This window comes from Chloroflexota bacterium (assembly GCA_011322445.1).
GTDB lineage: Bacteria > Chloroflexota > Anaerolineae > Anaerolineales > DRMV01 > DRMV01.
Window position 1 is genome coordinate 1 of record DRMV01000007.1, and the last position, 18,215, is coordinate 18,215.

At 62.2% G+C, this 18,215-nt stretch carries 17 protein-coding genes, 1 tRNA gene and 1 pseudogene; 11 read left to right on the forward strand and 8 right to left on the reverse strand.

Features of this window, described 5'->3' with window-relative positions; translation table 11 throughout:
- The first annotated feature begins 216 nt into the window (after positions 1-216).
- The 3 genes from ENJ54_00555 (at position 217) to rpe (ending at position 3,233) form a co-directional block, all read left to right on the forward strand.
- A complete protein-coding gene (locus tag ENJ54_00555) occupies positions 217-1,410 on the forward strand; it encodes a hypothetical protein (protein ID HFC08339.1) in 1,194 nt (397 codons plus the stop codon).
- An 86-nt stretch (positions 1,411-1,496) separates the two neighbouring features.
- The gene (locus tag ENJ54_00560) at positions 1,497-2,549 is read left to right on the forward strand and encodes a serine/threonine protein kinase (protein HFC08340.1); all 1,053 of its coding nucleotides are present in this window, start codon (positions 1,497-1,499) and stop codon (positions 2,547-2,549) included.
- 24 nt (positions 2,550-2,573) lie between these two features.
- A complete protein-coding gene (rpe, locus tag ENJ54_00565) occupies positions 2,574-3,233 on the forward strand; it encodes a ribulose-phosphate 3-epimerase (protein HFC08341.1) in 660 nt (219 codons plus the stop codon).
- 60 nt (positions 3,234-3,293) lie between these two features.
- Here rpe and rpmB read toward each other — a convergent pair whose 3' ends face one another.
- Positions 3,294-3,479: a 50S ribosomal protein L28 gene (gene rpmB, locus ENJ54_00570; protein HFC08342.1), complete on the reverse strand. Its 186-nt coding sequence runs from the start codon at positions 3,477-3,479 to the stop codon at positions 3,294-3,296.
- A gap of 117 nt (positions 3,480-3,596) precedes the next feature.
- On the opposite strand from rpmB, the gene ENJ54_00575 reads away from it, so the two are divergent.
- The 5 genes from ENJ54_00575 to ENJ54_00595 are packed head-to-tail and all read left to right on the forward strand — an operon-like array spanning position 3,597 to position 7,783.
- Positions 3,597-4,130: an Asp23/Gls24 family envelope stress response protein gene (locus tag ENJ54_00575; protein HFC08343.1), complete on the forward strand. Its 534-nt coding sequence runs from the start codon at positions 3,597-3,599 to the stop codon at positions 4,128-4,130.
- Between the two features lie 8 nt (positions 4,131-4,138).
- On the forward strand, positions 4,139-5,821 hold the full coding sequence (locus ENJ54_00580; protein ID HFC08344.1) for a DAK2 domain-containing protein: 1,683 nt from the start codon (positions 4,139-4,141) through the stop codon (positions 5,819-5,821).
- The gene (locus ENJ54_00585; GenBank protein HFC08345.1) at positions 5,818-6,666 is read left to right on the forward strand and encodes a DegV family EDD domain-containing protein; all 849 of its coding nucleotides are present in this window, start codon (positions 5,818-5,820) and stop codon (positions 6,664-6,666) included. Before ENJ54_00580 ends, ENJ54_00585 begins: the two co-directional genes overlap by 4 nt.
- 53 nt (positions 6,667-6,719) lie before the next feature.
- Positions 6,720-7,241, forward strand: coding sequence for a hypothetical protein (locus ENJ54_00590; protein HFC08346.1), 522 nt, complete (start codon positions 6,720-6,722; stop codon positions 7,239-7,241).
- Entirely contained in the window at positions 7,238-7,783 is a 546-nt protein-coding gene (locus tag ENJ54_00595) for an NUDIX hydrolase (protein ID HFC08347.1), read from the forward strand. Before ENJ54_00590 ends, ENJ54_00595 begins: the two co-directional genes overlap by 4 nt.
- Here ENJ54_00595 and ENJ54_00600 read toward each other — a convergent pair.
- A complete protein-coding gene (locus tag ENJ54_00600; GenBank protein HFC08348.1) occupies positions 7,728-8,447 on the reverse strand; it encodes a hypothetical protein in 720 nt (239 codons plus the stop codon). The two genes, ENJ54_00595 and ENJ54_00600, sit on opposite strands and share 56 nt — an antisense overlap.
- Before the next feature lie 351 nt (positions 8,448-8,798).
- Between ENJ54_00600 and lysX the strand changes: the two genes are divergently transcribed.
- Complete coding sequence (lysX, locus tag ENJ54_00605) at positions 8,799-9,698, forward strand: lysine biosynthesis protein LysX (protein HFC08349.1); 900 nt, start codon at positions 8,799-8,801, stop codon at positions 9,696-9,698.
- A gap of 312 nt (positions 9,699-10,010) precedes the next feature.
- Positions 10,011-10,903, forward strand: a pseudogene (locus ENJ54_00610) (transposase).
- 110 nt (positions 10,904-11,013) lie between these two features.
- On the opposite strand, the gene ENJ54_00615 reads toward ENJ54_00610, so the two are convergent.
- Both ENJ54_00615 and ENJ54_00620 read right to left on the reverse strand, forming a co-directional pair.
- Positions 11,014-11,092, reverse strand: a tRNA-Asp gene (locus ENJ54_00615).
- A 310-nt stretch (positions 11,093-11,402) separates the two neighbouring features.
- A complete protein-coding gene (locus ENJ54_00620) occupies positions 11,403-12,113 on the reverse strand; it encodes an ISAs1 family transposase (protein HFC08350.1) in 711 nt (236 codons plus the stop codon).
- Between the two features lie 195 nt (positions 12,114-12,308).
- Here ENJ54_00620 and ENJ54_00625 point away from each other — a divergent pair, with 195 nt between their 5' ends.
- Positions 12,309-14,000 carry a short-chain dehydrogenase gene (locus ENJ54_00625; GenBank protein ID HFC08351.1) on the forward strand — a complete coding sequence of 564 codons (1,692 nt, stop codon included), beginning with the start codon at positions 12,309-12,311 and terminating at the stop codon, positions 13,998-14,000.
- A gap of 46 nt (positions 14,001-14,046) precedes the next feature.
- Here ENJ54_00625 and ENJ54_00630 read toward each other — a convergent pair whose 3' ends face one another.
- From ENJ54_00630 to ENJ54_00645, 4 genes are all read right to left on the reverse strand, one after another.
- Positions 14,047-14,589, reverse strand: coding sequence for a hypothetical protein (locus tag ENJ54_00630; GenBank protein HFC08352.1), 543 nt, complete (start codon positions 14,587-14,589; stop codon positions 14,047-14,049).
- A gap of 4 nt (positions 14,590-14,593) precedes the next feature.
- The gene (locus tag ENJ54_00635; GenBank protein HFC08353.1) at positions 14,594-14,935 is read right to left on the reverse strand and encodes a histidine triad nucleotide-binding protein; all 342 of its coding nucleotides are present in this window, start codon (positions 14,933-14,935) and stop codon (positions 14,594-14,596) included.
- A gap of 152 nt (positions 14,936-15,087) precedes the next feature.
- Positions 15,088-16,377, reverse strand: a complete 1,290-nt coding sequence (locus tag ENJ54_00640) for a MiaB/RimO family radical SAM methylthiotransferase (protein ID HFC08354.1) — start codon at positions 16,375-16,377, stop codon at positions 15,088-15,090.
- Positions 16,378-16,419: 42 nt separating this feature from the next.
- A complete protein-coding gene (locus tag ENJ54_00645) occupies positions 16,420-17,115 on the reverse strand; it encodes a hypothetical protein (protein ID HFC08355.1) in 696 nt (231 codons plus the stop codon).
- Positions 17,116-18,215: the final 1,100 nt, after the last annotated feature.

The window sequence follows — 18,215 nt, forward strand, 5'->3', positions numbered from 1 at the left end:
CGGCTCAAACGAGCCGGTGCTCGATGGACGCCATACGGGGCTGAAATGACCGCCAAAGCGCGAGCAGCCTGGTTGAGCGATGCTTGGTCTCCCACCACCGGCTGGCCCCTTGCTGCCTGATTCTACAACTTATGAGTGCTCCCGAGCCAGGCTACCGGCACCACCCGGTGCGCATTATGGTATGATGAAGAAAAGGTCGTGTTGAGGGAGGAAGTTATGAGCACACCTTCACCAGAATTGCAGCAAGTCATCCGCGATCTGGAAGCCGCCTTGGGCGAAGAAACACTCGCCAAAGGGCGTTTGCGTGTGCGCCTCGAAATCGCCCAATTCCTGACCAGTCTGCTGGCCCCTCTGCTCTTGGCCCTGCTGTGGCTGCCCACAGGCTGGGCCGTCAGCCTGCGGAACGCCCTTCAGGCCAACAGCACCTGGTGGCGCACGTGGCTCGCTGTTGCCGTGTTCGCTGTCAGCAGCCGCGTGTTCATTCACATCCCTCTGGCGTGGTTTTTCGAATTCCGAACCGAAAACTTGCTGGGCACCAACCGCCAAACACTGGGCGGCTGGCTGGGCGACGAAGCCCGACAAGCCGCGATCGACATCCTTACCCTCAGTCTGCTCTACCTTGGCCTGTACCTCGTTTTTCGCCATTGGCCCCACCTCTGGCTGCTGGGCATGAGCGTGATCGTCATCCTCTTCGTGGGCATTTTGGTACTGATCTCCCCCTGGCTCATGCGCATGCAAAACAAAGCCGAACCGCTGGATGACCCCGAACTGACCACCCGTCTCCGGCAGTTGTTCGAGCACGCCGGTGTCCCTTTTGGCAACATTTCCGTGCTCAAAACCTCGGAAAAAAGTTCCACCCTGGGGGCTTCCCTGGTGCCCAAAGGCGCAGGAACCGAGGTCGTGGTGACCGATACCTTGCTCGAAGCCATGACCCCCGAAGAGGTAGCCGACGTGGTCGCCCACGAATTGGGGCACAAAGTGCACCACGACTGGCCCAAATCTATCGCTGTGCTGGGGTTCGCGCTCATTGTCACCCTGGCAGCAGGCTACTGGGCAGTCCAGGCCCTGGGCCATTGGGATGGTCTGCAAGGGGCCACCGACGTCGCCACCCTGCCGATCTTGATGCTGGCAGCGAGTTGGGGGGGAAAGATAACCCAAGCAGGTATCAATGCCTACCTCCGCCGCACAGAATACGCCGCCGACCGCTTTGCCCTGGAAACCACCCACCGCCCCGACGTCTTTGAAAAAGTGATGGTCATGTTAGCGCGCCAAAACCAAACCCTGCCTCAACCCCCTGCCTGGATCGAATGCTGCCTGCGTGCGCACCCCAGCACCGCCAAGCGGGTGCTCATGGCCCGCCAGTGGGGAAAGCAACACGGCGGCTCTCCCCCCGATAGCAGCCGCCCCTAACCCACCCACGCGCAAGCCACTCAAGCATTACAGCACGCCTCGCGGTAAAATACCTTACTGGCCCTTCCCTGCTGTGAGGCGAGACGATGGAACCTACCACTTCCCTCTTGGCCGAGCGCTACGAGCTCCAGCGCCTGTTAGGGCGCGGGGGCATGGCTTACGTTTATTACGCCCGCGACCGGATATTGGGGCGCGCCGTGGCGGTGAAAATTTTACGAGAAGAATATGCCCGCGACGACCGCTTTCGCGTCCGCTTCCGGCAGGAAGCCACTGCCGCGGCCCGCCTGAGCCACCCCAACATCGTCACGGTGTACGACTTTGGCTATGCCGAAGACCGGCTGTTCATTGTAATGGAATACGTGCCGGGCGAAACACTGCGGCAAATCATTGACGCTCGCGCCCCCCTGCCCCCAGAAGAAGCCCTCAGTCTGATGGTGCAGGCCTGCGCCGGGCTGGGGTACGTGCATCGGCTGGGGCTGGTGCATTGCGACGTCAAACCACAAAACTTCCTGGTCACCCCCGACGGGCGGCTCAAAATCACCGACTTCGGCATCGCCCGCGCCTGGGCCGGCACCTACGAAGCCGAACAAACCGCCGCGACGGTGGTATGGGGCTCACCGCAATACTTCTCGCCCGAGCAAGCCGCTGGCAAGCCCCCCATCCCGGCATCGGATGTCTACGCGCTGGGCGTGGTGCTCTACGAAATGCTGACCCGCCGCCTGCCCTTCCTGGCCGACGAGCCGCAGGAACTCGCCCGTCTGCATCGGGAAGCCCCCCCCGTGCCGCCGCGCACCTACGTGCCCGATCTCTCGCCGGCGCTGGAAACGGTGCTGCTGAAAGTGCTCTCCAAAGAGCCTTCAGCCCGCTACCGCACCGCTGACCAGTTTGGGCGGGTATTGCTCCGCCTGGCCGAAACGTTGCCCGCCGCCGGGGAAAGCGCCCCCACCGTCGCTTCCGCCGTCAGCACTGCCACGCCGCCCCCCGCCCCCGAACCGCCTCAGCCGCAAAACACGCGCCCGCGCGACCCGCTGGCCGTGGACTGGCTGACAGCCCTCCTGGCCTTGCTGGCGCTGCTCGCGGTGGGCGGGCTCATTCCCCTGTGGGTGTGGGTTTACCTCGCCTACCACGGCCCCCGATAGCCCTATGCTATAATTGCGCCTGCTATGAAACCTCTCTTTGCGCCTTCCATTCTTTCTGCCGATTTCACCCGCCTGGGCGAACAAATCGACGCGGCCGTCGCTGCAGGCGCTGACTGGCTGCACATTGACGTCATGGACGGGCATTTCGTGCCCAACCTGACCTTAGGCACGGCCATCGTTGCCGCTGCTCGCCGCGCTACCGACCGCCTGCTCGACGTGCACCTGATGGTCGAGCATCCCGAGCCGCTGCTGGAAGCCTTCGCCCGCGCTGGCGCCGACCTGATCACCGTGCATGTGGAAGCCACCCCCCACATCCATCGCGCCTTGCAACAAATCCACGCCCTGGGCTGCAAAGCAGGGGTGGCGCTCAACCCGGGCACCCCGGCCGAAGCCGTTTTCCCCGTGCTGCACCTGGCCGACCTGGTGCTGGTGATGTCAGTCAACCCCGGCTTTTCGGGGCAGGCCTTTTTGCCCGAAGTGCTGCCCAAAGTGCGCACCCTGCGCGCCCGGTTGGATGAACAGCACCCCGAAGCCCACCTTGAAATTGACGGCGGCATCAACCCCCACACGCTGCCCCTGGCCCGCGCCGCGGGCGCGAACGTTTTCGTGGCCGCCAGCGCCATCTTCCGCCACCCCGAAGGCATCGCCGCTGGGCTGGCCGCGCTGCAACAGGCCGCCGCTTAACGCGAAAAATCACGGCTTGGCCGTGATTTTCTCGCCGGACTACCGAACAAAAGCGGTTGCCTACCCCTTAGTCTTCACCATCGTCCGCAGGCAGCGGGTACACACCGTCTTCCGCACCTTGCGCCCATTTTCCCACAGCGTCACCTTGTGCAGGTTAGGGCGAAAAGCGCGGGGCGTGGATTTCTTCGACCAGGGGCGGTTCCGTCCGAAAGTTGTCGTTTTGCCACAAACTTCGCACTTCGCCATGATGCCCATCCTTTTCACCGAGATTGCTCACACATAAAAAGCCATGCGGTCTCCGCAGGGCGCGCGCAATCTTACCACAAACCGCGCCCGGAAGCAACGTTTTGGGTTTAACGGTATATGCAAACCGGGCTGAAGGCTGCCGGCCGGGTGCGTATTCCCGGCCCCAAGCACACTTCAAATGCAATTTTCCCACCCCTCTGGAGAGGTTTCCCGATGACCGACGACAAAACTCCTTTAGGCACCATCCGCATTGCGCCGCGCGTGATTGCCGCGATTGCCTACCAGGCCGTGCAGAAATCTTACGGCGTGGTGGGCCTGGCCCCTCGCAACCTGGTCAGCGGCATTGCCCACGCGCTTGCTAAGGACCCCACCGAAGGCATTGCCGTGCGTTACGATGACGAGGGCATTGAAATTGACCTCTACATCATCGTGGAATACGGCACCCGCATCACCGCCGTCGCGAACAGCGCGGCCAACCTGGTGCGCTATCACGTCGAAAAGACAGTAGGTCTGCCCGTCAAGGCCGTCAATGTGCACGTCCGCGGCCTGCGGGTCAGCAACGGGGATGAGAAACGAACCGAAACCAAAAAGAAGGAAAGCAAGAAAGGCCGCAAGGCGAAAAAATCCGGCAAAGCAGCCGAAGAAGCGTAGGAGCACTCATGGCCGTCACGATTACCCCGAACGAAGCCCGCCGACGCGCAATCCGCAGCAAGCCCATCGACGGCCAGGCCCTCAAGCGCCTGGTCGAAGCCGCCCTGACGTGGCTGCGCACCAACCAGGAAGTCGTCAACGCCCTCAACGTCTTCCCCGTGCCCGATGGCGACACCGGCACCAACATGACCCTCACCATGCAAGCCGCATGGGACGAAATCAAAGACTCACCCGAAGAACACTTTGGCAAAGTTTGTAAGGCCGTCGCGCATGGGGCGCTGATGGGCGCGCGCGGCAACTCTGGCGTCATCCTTTCCCAACTCTGGCGCGGCTTTGCCAAAGCCGTGAAGCACGCCGAAACGTTGACCGCCCCGCTGCTGGTGGCCGGGCTGGCCGAAGCCCGCGACACCGCCTACAAGGGGGTGGTGCGCCCCGTCGAAGGCACCATCCTCACCGTGGCGAAAGACATCGCCGCCGCAGCCAAAGAAGCCCTGCACCACACCGACGACCCCATCGCCCTGCTGGAAACCATCGTGCAGGCCGCCGACGCCTCAGTAGCCCGCACCCCCCAACTGCTCCCTGTACTTCAGGAAGCCGGCGTAGTCGATTCCGGCGGCAAGGGGCTTTTCTTCATCCTCGAAGGCATGCTGCGCCACGTCGACGGCCTGCCCCTCGACAAAGCCCTCACCGCCGTCAAGCCGTTGGCTTCCCTCAACCTGGAACACGCCCACGACGCGGTGGAACCCGGCCAGGACTATGAAGTGGTGCTCGACTTCCTGCCACACGAACCCCTCGATTTGGAAGCCTTTTACAGCACCCTGGAAGACATGGGCACCTCCATCCAGGTAGGCGAAGGCGACGGCATGTACCGTCTGCACATCCATGTCCCCACCGAAAACCGCTACAAACCCATTGACTACGCGATGGGCCTGGGCACGGTGACGCGGGTGCAAATCGAAAACCTGCTGGCCCAAATGGAAGAGCAAACCGAAGGCGCGGAAGGCACGCGTTACGAACTCGCCAATGTGGAACCCGGGCAGATTGCGGTAGTGGCCGTCGCGCCCGGCGACGGCATTGCCCGCGTGTTTGCCAGTTTGGGCGCGGCAGCGATTGTGGAAGGCGGCCAGACCATGAACCCCAGCACGCAAGATATGCTGCGGGCCTTCGAAAACCTGCCTACCGACCAGGTCATTATCCTGCCTAACAACAAAAACGTCATTCTGGCAGCCCAGCAGGCCCAGGAAGTGACAGTCAAGCAAGTGCGGGTCATCCCCAGTCGCACCGTGCCCCAAGGGTTGGCAGCCATGCTGGCCTTCGATGCCGATGGCGACCTGGAAGCGATAGCCGCCGCCATGACCGAATCGATGGCCGACGTCATCAGCGGCGAAATCACCCAGGCCACCCGCACCGTCGAAGTCGACGGCGTGGCCGTGCGCGAAGGCCAATACATTGCCCTTTTAGATGGCAGCCTGATTCTCGCCGCCGACACGCTGGAAGACGCGGTGCTGGGACTGCTGCGGCAGGCCGAAGCCGAAGAAGCCGAACTCATCACCCTGTTCTACGGCGATGGCCTTTCCAAAAGCCGCGCCCACCAACTGGCCGACCTGCTGCGCGAGCACTACCCCGACCAGGAAATCGAAGTGCAATACGGCGGCCAGCCCCACTACCCCCTCATTCTTTCGGTGGAATGACCATGGGCGGCGTGGGCATCGTCACCGACGCATCGGCACACTTCCTCACGCCCAACTTTCGGGGGCATACTCGCGTTCACATCCTGCCCCTCCCCATTCTCTGGGAGGGGCAGCGCCATCTGCCGCCCAGCAGCGCCCTGACCGCCATCCTTCCTCCCAGCCTCATCCATCGCACCCCGCCCCGCCTGCTGCTACCCCACCCCCAGGAAATCGCCCAACGCCTGCACTACCTCAGCGCCCGCTACGACGCCTTGCTCGTGCTGCCGATGGGCAGCAGCCTTTCCGACCTTTTCCAGCACTTCACCGAAGCCACCACGCTGCTCAGCGGCGGCTACCCCCGCTACATCGTGGATACCCACACCACCGGCATTGGTTTAGGCTGGCTGGTGCAGGAAGCCGCCCGCATGGCCGAAGACGGTGCTGAAATCTTCGACATTCTCACGCGCATTCGGGGCATGGTGGGGCAAATTTACACCGCGCTCGGCGCGCTTTCCCTCACCTACCTTTATCACAGCGGCTTTCTGGAAGCCGGGCAAGCGATCATTGGCGAAATGCTGGAAATGCTGCCGCTCTTCGTGTTGGAAGAAGGCCGCCTGGCGCCCCTGCAAAAAGCCCGCTCTTCTCGCCATTTGCTCGACCTGATGGAAGAATTTACCACGGAATTTACCACCCCCACCGACGTCGTCATCACCCACCACCCCCACTACTTCCGCCGGGAAGCCGGCAACCTCCACGACCGCCTGCTCAACAACCTGCCCGCGCCGCCGAAAACCACCGAAATGGATACCGTCAGCGCCATCCTCTTTGGCCCGCGGACGCTGGGGCTGTACGTCCTGGCAGGCTAAGAAACGAGCAACCTTCGGGATCTCCAAGGCTTCCCCCAGGAGGCTTCCCCCTCATGGACAAATTGCTCACCCTCTGGAAGCGCGCCGAAAGCGCGGTTTACATCGGCATTGGCATCACCCTGCTCATCGCTGCGATGGGGGCGCTGGTGCAGATCTGGCTGGTGTATTTCCTGCCCTGGTTTACACGCTTTTCCAGCGCCTCATTCGACGCGCTGGCCATCCTCGACCAGCTTCTCGTGGTCTCCATGCTAGGGGAAATTCTGCAAATGGTCAAAATTTCCCTCACCCAGCGGCGGATGTTCAGCGAGCCGTTCCTGGTGGTAGGGCTCATTTCGGTCGTCCGGCGCATTATCATCATCACGGCCGAAAGCAACCGCTTCATGGAACAACACGAAAGCCGCTTCCTGCTTTTCATGGGGGAATTGGTGGTGTTGGGCTTGCTGCTGGTGGTGCTGGTTTACGGCATCCACACCCTGCGCAAACAGCGGTTAGAAGAAGCCCGTCGGCTGCGGGCAGAACGGCGGCAATACCCCGATACGCCGCAATTGCAAGACGTGCTTACAGGGCAAGGATGAACCGCGGCGCTTACCGCTACTGCCCCTATTGTGCCACCCCGCTTGAGCCTTTCCACGACGGCGAGCGGGAACGCCTGCATTGCCCCCATTGCGGCTGGGTGCACTATCGCAACCCCACCGTAGGCGTTGCAGTGGTGTTACTGGAAGCCCACCGCCTGCTGCTCGGGTTGCGCCGCGACGGCGGGTGGTGCATTCCCTGTGGGCACGTGGAATGGAATGAAAGCGTGGAGCAGGCCGCGGTGCGGGAATTTGCCGAAGAAACCGGCCTCACCGTCGCTTTGGAAGGCGTGCTGGCGGTGCATTCCAACTTTCACGCCCCGGCGCACCACACCGTGGGCGTGTGGTATTGCGGGCGGCGCACGGGCGGCCACCTGCAGGCAGGGGGCGACCTGGTGGCCGTGCGCTTTTTCCCCCTTGACAGCCTGCCGCCCCTCAAGTTCCCAACCGATGCCCAGGTCGTCGCCGCTCTCCGCGCCGGGCTTTCCCTCAAGAAGCGTGCATCAGGCTGCTCAAGCCCACAATCACAATCAGCAGCACATTGACCACCAACAGCACAATGGCCAACGCCCAACTGACCCACAGGGCTGTCACCACCGTCAGCGGTACCAGCACCAGGAAGAAATGCACCGTCCACTTCAAGACGGTCGAGGTGGTTTCCTCACCCTGGCCGCGGCGCCACAGCCACCACCCTCCAACCAACAACAACATGGCGAGCGCCAGGGCCAGCCACATCACCGTATCGCCCCGCACCCCTCGCAAGGGCAAAACATAAATGCCGCACATGCCCTGGCGTTGGGGCATCGGATAACCGCCGAAAGTGTAGACGGTGACGAAAACAAAGTGCCGCAGCACGCGGTTCTCTTCTGAGCCAATCGGGCGCGACCACTGCCAGGTTTCCCCCGGCTGCAATTTGCGGTGCTCGGTGTGCACTTCCCACGCCAGCGGCACGCTCACCCACGATTTGATGCCCAGAGTGGCAGGGTAGGGATTCGTATTGGTCAGGCGCGCCCGCACCTCGGTTTCCTCATCCCACGCGATGAAATGCGGACAAGAAAGGGTCGTCAGGCGGTTCATGGTCATGTGAGGGAAGCCGTAATACACCGCCTCGGTGTTCGCCCAGGTGCTCAGCCCGGCAATCAACAAGGCCAAAGCACCCCCCACGATGAACATCCCTATACCCAACCGGCGCATGGTTTGAGCAGACATGCCAGAGCCTCCGATTTTGGAAGAATTATGGCGTGTCGGCGCCACAAAAGACAAGCATACCACGCCTTGATTTTTTACGCAATTTTTATTTTAGAGGGGTTGACATCAGCCCAAAGGCGGCTACACTTAGAGGCAAGGAGCCAAAGCGTCATGTCAATGTGCCATGTGATTTCCACCGCCCTGTGGGGCATGAAGCAGAAGAAGGCCCGCATCACCCACGGCCACCGACCGGCCGGCGGGCCTTTGGCGTTTGGCCCCTAAACAGCCGCCAACCCAAGGTTCACCACCGCCCCCCGACCGCCGGTCGGGGGGCTTTTCGTTTATCTCCAATCCTTCTCCAAGGAGGTTCCCATGCATCGCTCAACCCACCCCCGTGTCGCCGTCCTTTACACCCGCTTGCGTGTGGAAGAAAAATGGCTGTTTGCCGCTCTGGAACGCCGCGGCGTGCCCTATGACCGCCTCAACGATCGCGAGCACAACCTTTTCCTCGACGACCCGGCAGCGTGGCAGCGCTACGACGTGGTCATTGCTCGCAACTTGAGTTACACCCGCTCGCTCTACACCCTGCGTGTGCTTGCCTCGTGGGGCATTCCCACAGTCAACACCGTGGGAGTCGTGGAAACATGCGGCGACAAACTGCGCACCAGCGCCGCGCTCGCAGCAGCCGGCGTGCCGCAACCCCAAACCGCCATTGCCTTCACCCCCGAAGCCGCCCTCGAAGCCATGGATAGCCTCGGGTACCCCGTGGTGCTCAAACCGGTATACGGCTCGTGGGGGCGGCTACTCGCCAAAATCAACGACCGCGACGCCGCCGAAGCCGTGCTGGAACACAAAGCCGCCCTCGGCTCCCCCCTCCATCAGGTTTACTACATTCAGGAATACATCCGCAAACCCGGCCGCGACATCCGCGCCTTCGTCATCGGCGACCGGGTGGTGACGGCAATCTACCGCTACGCCGAGCACTGGATCACCAACACTGCGCGCGGGGGCCGTGGCGAAGTATGCCCTGTGACCCCGGCGCTGGAAGCCGTGTGCCTGCAAGCCGCCGAGGCCGTCGGTGGCGGCGTGCTGGCACTGGACCTGTTCGAGCACCCCGACCGCGGCTATCTGGTCAATGAAATCAACCACAGCATGGAATTTCACACCACCGTGCCCCTGACCGGCGTGGACATCCCAGGGCTGATTGTGGACTACGCGCTGGAAGTAGCCCGCCGCGGAGCACCTTTGCCCGTGTACGCGCTGGCTTCCTGAAAAGGTCATGGTCAAAAAACTCTGCCTTCCCCCACCCCCATGTTGGTGGTGGGGCGACAGTTGACGAACATGGCAGCGCGTGACCGTGCCAAATCGGGTGGAAAAGTTCTGTATGTGGCCAAACGCTGAGAGTGCCCCCGTACCTCCTCTTTATTAGTAGGACTTTCGCTTGTAGCATAAATCGGGTATTCTATAGGCATGATAACCAAACGACAGTATGTTGAGCATTTGATTAGCACACCAGTCAACTATAGTCGTACCAACCTCGCCGAACATCTGGAAGAGGTCAGCCATGATGTAGTCAGCGACTACTTGCAGCGAGAACGCCTGACCGCCCGGCATCTGTGGGAATTGGTACAAGGGCTGATTGACGACAGCCCAAAAGCCTGCCTGATCATTGACGACAGCGTGCACAACAAACAGTACTCTCAGTCAATTGAGAGGTCAAACGCCAGTATAGCGGTGCGGCAGGTGGGCTGGTGCGCGGGATTGGGGTGGTTAACCTGGTGCATACTAACAGAGCAGAGGGGGAGTACTATCCAATCGACTTCCGAGTGTATGCCAAATCCACCGACGGGAAGACCAAGAACGACCACTTCCAGGAGATGTTGATAAGGGCTGTCGCAGACAAGCAAATCCAGGCCAAAACGGTGCTTTTTGACTGCTGGTATTCCTCCTGGAAGAACCTGAAGCTGGTCCATCGGCTGGGGTTGACCTTCTACACGACGCTTAAAAGCAATCGGTTGGTAAGTTTGAGCAAGGAAAGCGGGTATATTCACCTCAATGAAATCGAGTGGACGGCAGAGCGGCTGGAGCACGGCGTCATTGTCAAACTCAAGAAAGTTCCGTTCAAGGTGAGATTGTTCAAGGTAGTTGCCACAAACGGCGACGTTGACTGGGTCATTACCAATGACCTGGATGAGGCTCTAACCACGCAGGTCGCTCAAGAGGCGAACGACGTGCGCTGGCAGGTTGAAGCGTTTCACCGAGAACTGAAGCAATTGACTGGCAGTGAAAAGTGCCAATGCCGCAAGGCTCGCTCCCAGCGCAACCATCTGGCCAGTTGCTATCATGCCTGGCTGTCTTTGAAGGTACATGCCAAGTCGCTTGGGAAAACGCTTTACCAGGCTCGCAGAGACTTGTTTAGCGATTATTTGCGGGCTGAACTCCGTAACCCTACCGTCCAGGCTTTTCAACCCGCCTGAGCGAAAGTCCTAAGGGAAACAAAAACAGCCCCCGCTTTTTGCACGGGGGCTGTTAACGCAAAAAGGCCGGTTTTTACCGGCTTTTTGCTTTGAGGCCTTTAGATTACTTGAGGCGGTCCCGACGGGATTTGAACCCGCGCTCTCCGCCTTGACAGGGCGGCGTGTTAAACCAGGCTACACCACGGGACCAAGGCTTGCTTGCGGGCCTAAGTTTACCAAAGGGCGCGCTGGGTGTCAAGAAATGTGTGCTGCTGTAACATGGCTTTTTCAAGAAAGGCAATGTACGGTGGTTAGGAGTAAAAATGCCTCTTGGAGATGACCTTCGAAATAACGGCAGGCCTTTGCAGCATTGGTGTAACCCGCTTTTTTGACCAAATTAATGACCAGATTGTGTACACTCGCTAAAATACGCCCTGCTGCCCCTATGGTCATCCGGGTGGCATCTTCCCGAAAGGTCACGTCCCGGCGATAATGCAAACTTGTTTCTATGTGCCAATACTTACGCCGAACTTCTATCAGTCTCAGCGAACAAGCGTTTAATGTCAGCATACATCCGGGGATGATTTTCTTTGACGGGCAAGAGATAGTCTCCGCCGGCTAAGATGATATGTTGCGATGTTTTCTTTTGCGTGTGCAGCGCATCACCTGTGACGATTTTCCCCTCTATATCAACCTTTGCCAGCAAGCGCGGTGCGGCCGTGATTTCATTTTCCTTGGTGTCTACTTCCTCCTGCGCCAGAACGCGCTGTGTGTTGACCGCATAGACACCCAAAAGGTGTTTGCCTTGCGCTTCGCCACCCCTGTGTGTCCCCCGGAGTGTCTTCCCATCCATGGCTAAAATTTCGTCCCCATCTAACCCTTCTTCTTGATGATAGGCTTGTACCAATCGGTCAAATTCTGCTTCATCCAATATTTCGTTGAACACCCGGCGTATGGTGCTGTGCGAGGGCGTCCACGGCCGCTCTACCCTCAACAACTTGCTCAATTCATCCCTGTGATTCTTTGCCCAATCGGCGATCTCAACGGGATGATCTTTGCCGGCTAACTTTCCCAAGAAGATGATCACCAACAAGGTGACCAGACTATATCGTTTGCCTTTCGCATGACGCGGGTCACTCAGGTTGTGAAAGTACGCATACAGGTTCCCCTTTTCGTAAATAACCCCTGTTTTGCTGATTTCCTGGCATGGTTTAAGCATAGTATACTCCATACAAGCCCTCCTCGGTTTTTGGTGTTCCTGCAAACCACCCTTACCGAGAAAGGCTTTTTTGTCTATTTGTCAAGCTTCCTTGAAAACGCCCTGTCACGCCCACCCTTCCCCCTTGCGCCCGCGGCGTTTTTTGGGTATCCTAATCTTGCCGCGCACCCGCGCGCGTCACTACCCCCCGACACAAAGGAGCGTGCTGTGGATATCCAAGGCAAGCATGTGCTTATCCTCGGCGGCTACGGCTTGGTGGGCCGCGCCGTGGCGCGGGAAATGCTTCCCCACCGCCCTGCCCGCCTCGTGATTGCTTCCCTGCGCAAGTTTGAAGCCGAAGAAGCCGTGGCCCAACTGAAGGCCGAATTCCCCGACAGCCCCACGCAGATTTTACCGGCGTGGGGCGATGTTTTCCTGCGGGTCGAATGGCAGCGGGAAGACACCCTGCCCCGCCGCGCTGTGCTCGCCAACCCCGAAACCCGCCGTCAACTGGTGGACGACATCCTCGGCAGCCTCAACGACGACATCCTGGAAGCCTCCCTGCTCTACCAGCTCATCACCGGCACCTGGGGCGACCTCGGCGGCCTGCCCGCCCACATCGTGGTGGATTGCATGAACACCGCCACCGTGGTGGCCTATCAGGATGTCTACACCACCGCCCGCCATCTGGAAGGGCAAATGGAAAAGCCCCAGGGCGAAGTGGACTGGCGCGACGAGGTGGAACGCCTGCTGGCTTCCCTCTACATCCCCCAACTGGTGCGGCATGTGCAGATTCTGCACGCCGCGATGAAGCACGCCGGCACCCAGGCCTATATCAAAGTCGGCACCAGCGGCACCGGCGGCATGGGGCTGAACATCCCCTACACCCACGGCGAGGAAAAGCCTTCCCGGGTGCTGATGTCCAAGGCAGCGGTCGCGGGCGCGCAGACGCTGCTCACCTTCCTGATGGCGCGCACGCCCGACGGCCCGACGGTGGTCAAGGAAATCAAGCCCACCGCGATGATCGGCTGGAAGCGCATCGGCTACGGCCCCATCGGGCGCCACGGGAAGCCCTACGCCCGCTACGACTGCCCGCCCGACCAGGCCGTGGACGCCACCGACCCCGCCAACCTGGTGCGCCAGGGCGACTTCGGCCAGAAGCAGGAAGGGGTGCTGGAGGCCGTCTACATCAACACCGGCGAAAACGGCCTCTTCGCGGCGGGCGAATACGCCATGATTACCGCCCTCGGCCAGATGGAAATGGTCACCGCCGAGGAAATTGCCCAAAATGTGGTCTGGGAAATCTTGGGCGGCAACACCGGCAAAGACGTCATTGCCGCGCTGGATGCTTCCACGATGGGACCCACCTACCGCGCCGCCTACCTGCGGGAAGCCGCCCTCAACCGCCTGCACCAACTGGAAGCCGAACACGGCGAATCGGTGGCCTTCGAGATTCTCGGCCCGCCGCGGCTTTCCAAACTGCTCTTCGAGGCCTTCCTGCTGAAGCGGGCTTACGGCAGCCTCGACAAGGCGCTGGAACCCAGCCCCGAAGAAGCCGCCGCCGCGCTGGAAGCCCTCGTCGGCGCCGACGCCGACCTGCGCCAGAAAATCATCTCCATCGGCATTCCCATCTTGCTGGCCGACGGCAAGCGCCTGCTGCGGGGGCCGGTCATCAAGGCTGATACCGCCGAGCAGGGCTGGGTGGATCTCACCCCCGCCAACCTGACGCGCTGGCAAAAGCGCCTCCGCCGCCTGCTGGAAGAAATCCGCCAGCAGAGCAGCGGCGACACCTCTTCGCACGACGACCGCATCTACCCGACGGCGCGCGAGTGGCGCCCCGACGACCTCACGATTCGGGTGGGCGAACTGGTCGCCTGGGTGCTGAACACCGAAGAACGCGGCTTCCGCTTCAAACGCTGATTCCCCCTGGCCTGTCAAAGTCGTAGGGGCGAGGTGCGCCTCGCCCCTACGTGTCTTCTTTCAGCGTGCCGTAGAGGAACCAAAACCGCTCGCGGGGGAAGGCGCGCGCTAAGGGGGCTTCCCACACAAAGTTGCCTTCCCGGAAAACGCCCCGCAGCACGCGGTCCAGCGCGGCAAGGTCTTCGGCCACCTCGGGCGGCAGAGCGCCGAGGTCTTCCGCCAGCAGTTCCAAAATGACGCGCTCGCGCACTTCGTAACGATAGTAGGGGGCGCGGTCGGTGGTTTCCTGCAGGTAATTGCGCCACTGCCGCAGGCGCGCCTGCGCCTCGCGCCCCGCCTTCTGCCGCCAGTGCGCCCCCCATTGCCCTTTGAGGCTCCGCAGGCGCAGGGGGAAATCGCCCGTCGCGCCATAGGCTTCCAGCCGCCGCAGGGCCAGGAGGACGTTCCCCGGCGTCAACTGGGGGTAGGGCGGCGCGCCCTTGGGCGGTTTGACATCCAGCGGCCAGTAGAGGGTGGCGCTTTTGAGGTAGGCTTCCAGCACCTCGAAGGCGGCTTCGAGGTACCGGCGGTCGTAATCGGGAGTGGTCATGGCGCTACCCAATGCGTCCCATCCGGCGGCCGCCGAGGAGGTGCATGTGCAGGTGCGGGACTTCCTGACCGGCTTCGGGGCCGTTGTTCACCACCAGCCGGAAGCCGCGCTCGGCCACACCCAGTTCCTCGGCCACGCGCCGCGCCACGACGAACATGTGCCCCAGCAGCGCCTCGTGCTGCGGCTCGGCTGCGGCGGCCGAGGGGATGTGCTCGTTGGGCACGATCAGGACGTGCACCGGCGCGACGGGGTTGATGTCGTGGAAAGCAGTCACCTGCTCGTCGCGGTACACCGCTTTGGCTGGAATTTCCCCAGCCACGATTTTGCAGAAGATACAGTCACTCATGTTTCACCTCCACCTTGAGAACCCGAATTTCGCTCCCGTTCTGAGCAGAGCGTCCTGAGCGGAAGCGCGAGCGCCAGCGAGCGCTGCAGTCGAAGGACGAAACGCCGCCGGAGATGATCCAAACCCGAGGCCTGAGAAAAAGGAAGTGCGCCTCACACCGATGCTGCTGTCAGGACGGCCGCGCGCAGGTAAGGGCCTTCGGCCGCCAGAATTTCCACAGGGGTAAGCCGGTTCCACAGGTTTTCCGCAGCGTGCGCCTGCACCCGCAGGCCGTGGCCGCTCATCCCGCGGAGCAGGAAGCCGCCCTCCGGCTGCGGCTCGGCGCTTTCCCAGAGCACGGTCAGCGTGCGCCCCACAAAGCGGGCGCGGTAACGGGCTGCCGAGGCTTCCAGCACCTGCCGCAGGGCCGCGTTGCGCGCCTTCCGCACCGGCAGGGGCACAGGGCGGGGCATGGTCGCCGCCGCCGTGCCGGGGCGCTCGGAATAGGTGAAAACGTGCCCCCCGGCAAACGCCATCGCCTCCACGAAGGCCAGGGTTTCGGCAAATTCCTTCTCGGTTTCGCCGGGGAAGCCCGCGATGAGGTCGGTGGTGATGGCGACGTCGGGGATCAGGCGGCGGGCGGTGGCCAGCAGGCGGGCGAAGGCTTCGGGGGTGGTCTTGCGGGCCATGCGGCGCAGCACCGTGGCGCTGCCCGATTGCAGCGGCAGGTGCAGGTGCGGCGCGAGGCGGGGGTCTTCCCAGAGGGCGAAGAAGTCGGCGTCTAAGTCCCACGGCTCTAAGGAAGAGAGCCGCAGGCGGGGGACTTCGGTTTCCCGCAGCACGGCCTGCACCAAGTGGCGCAGGTGGCGCGGCGGGGTGAAATCGTGCCCCCACGAGCCGAGGTGCACGCCCGTCAGCACGATTTCCTGCGCGCCGCCGCGCAGGGCTGCGCGGACATCGGCCAGCACCTCACCCACCGGGCGGCTGCGCCCCGGCCCGCGCGCCACGGTGGTGATGCAGAAGGTGCAGCGGTTGTCGCAGCCATCCTGCACTTTGATGAAGGCCCGGGTGCGGGCGCGGCTGCCGGGGATGGGTTCCCGCGCAATCGGCTCCAGGTCGAAGCGTTCCGGCGGCAGGCCCAGCAGCGCGGGCACCAGCGCGTCCTTGCGGGGGTTGGGCACCACTTCGGCCACCGCGGGCAGGGCAGCGGCGCGGTCGGGTTCCAGGGTGGCCCAGCAGCCCGTCGCCACGATGCGCGGCACGCCTTCCCGCGCCAGGCGGCGGATGCGCTGGCGCGAGTCGGCCACCGCGTTGGCGGTCACGGCGCAGGTGTTGACCACCGCCAGGTCGGCCTCCGCGGGGGAAGCCACCAGTTCGTGGCCCGCGGCGCGGAATTCCCGCGCCATGCGCTCGATTTCGGCCTGGTTGAGGCGGCAGCCAATGGTGTCGAGGTAGATTTTCATCGGGGTCACGCCTGGCGGGTGGGGAGGCTGGCTGCCCCTGGCTCAGGGTGCATACACGGCAAAGTTGTCGAACACGATGTCGGCCCCCGGCTCGTCGAACGTGCCCACCATCAGGCCGACGTCGCCGCGGGTGAAATCGGGGTCAGAGACCGTCGCGAGGTGCTGGCCGTTGACGAACAGCGCGAGGTGCGAGTTGACGCATTCGGCGCGCAGGTGGTTGGGGGCGTGCCCTTTGGCGATGGCGGGCGAAAACGTCATGTTGCCCTCGCCGGTGAGGAGGGTCTGCTTGCCGTCTTTGGTCTTGCCGATGCCGTAATAGCCATCGCTGCTGATGAGGAAGAAGTAGAAGTTATCGGCGTCTTCGTAGCGGCAGATGATGCCAAACTGGTTGTCGTCGGGCCCGCCGGTCTTGACGGCGTCCACCTCGATGCGGGCGTTGGAAAACTGCAGGCCGGGGTTGGCCCAGATGGTGGTGTGGGGGTAATTGAGCCAGATGCGGTATTGCCCCTGGGGGGTGTATTCGATGATGGCGTCTTTTTCGTGCACGGTATCCCAGCCGCTGTGGGGGTTGGAGAAATCGTCGCGAAAGAGCACCTGCAGGGAAGCCGCGGGCGCGCCGGTGGCCGCGGCGGTGGCCGTGGCAGGGGAAGTCACCGGGGTGGCCGTGGGACGCGGGCTGCACGCGGCCAGCCCGGCCAAAGCCACAAGCAACACCAGAACGGGAAACAGGCGTTTCATGGAACCTCCGAAAGCAACCGCCGCGCAGGGCGTCGGCGGGGATGCGGTGAGTATAGCACAAGGTGGGGAAGGTGGGCAGGGGCGCGTTCCTTTCAAGCCGCGCCCCTACGAAAAACCTGTGTGTTTTGGAAATGACGCGGGAAAACCACAGAAGGCACAGAAGCGCCACAGAAAACACAGAAGGTCGTAAAGTGTAGGGGCGAGGGGTGCCTCGCCCCTTTTTGGCGGGCGGCAACATGTTGTCTGTCCTGAGTGCACCGAAGGGCCGCTTTGGAAAGCGGCGACGCGTCGCCGCACTCCAAAAGGGCGCACAGCCGTGCGCCCTTACGCGGGGTTTTGAGGGCTGACAAGGAACAGGTGGAATAGGGCGGCAAGAAGCGGATCGTCTTCGCCCCACACCGTAGAGGCAAGGCTTGGCTTGCTTTTTTGGAGTGCGGCAACATGCTGCCTGTCCTGAGTGCATCGAAGGGCCGCTTTGGAAAGCGGCGACGCGTCGCCGCACTCCAAAAGGGCGCACGGCCGTGCGCCCCTACGCTTGCTCTTGCGCGAGGGCGAGCGCGTTTTGGAAATGGCACAGGGGAAACCACAGAAGACACAGAAATGCCACAGAAAACACAGAATGCCTTGATGTAGGGGCGAGGCGTGCCCCACCCGTTTTTTGGAGTGCGGCAACATGCTGCCTGTCCTGAGTGCATCGAAGGGCCGCTTTGGAAAGCGGCGACGCGTCGCCGCACTCCAAAGGGCGCACGGCCGTGCGCCCCTACGCTTGCCCCAATTGCAGGCTCTGGTTGGCGGACAGAGGATTTATGACGCCTGCTGCAGGATTTCACGCGCCGCTTTCACCAACGCTTTTTCAGGCGGCCGACCGGCAGATTCGGCGGCCTGAAAATAGAGCGCCAACAAGGGCTGAAGCAAAAAGCCAAACGCCTGCGGCAGGCGGCGGGCATGGAGTATGAGAATACGCAAGCCCTCGGCGAAGGTAGAAAAGGCTTCAGCAGGCCGTTCCATGTCCAAAAGCACGCTTCCCAGCCTCCCCAACGCCCATGCCAAATACGGCTCGTAGGCCTGCGGGTGTTGTTCCGCCAGCCGCCGGTACAGCC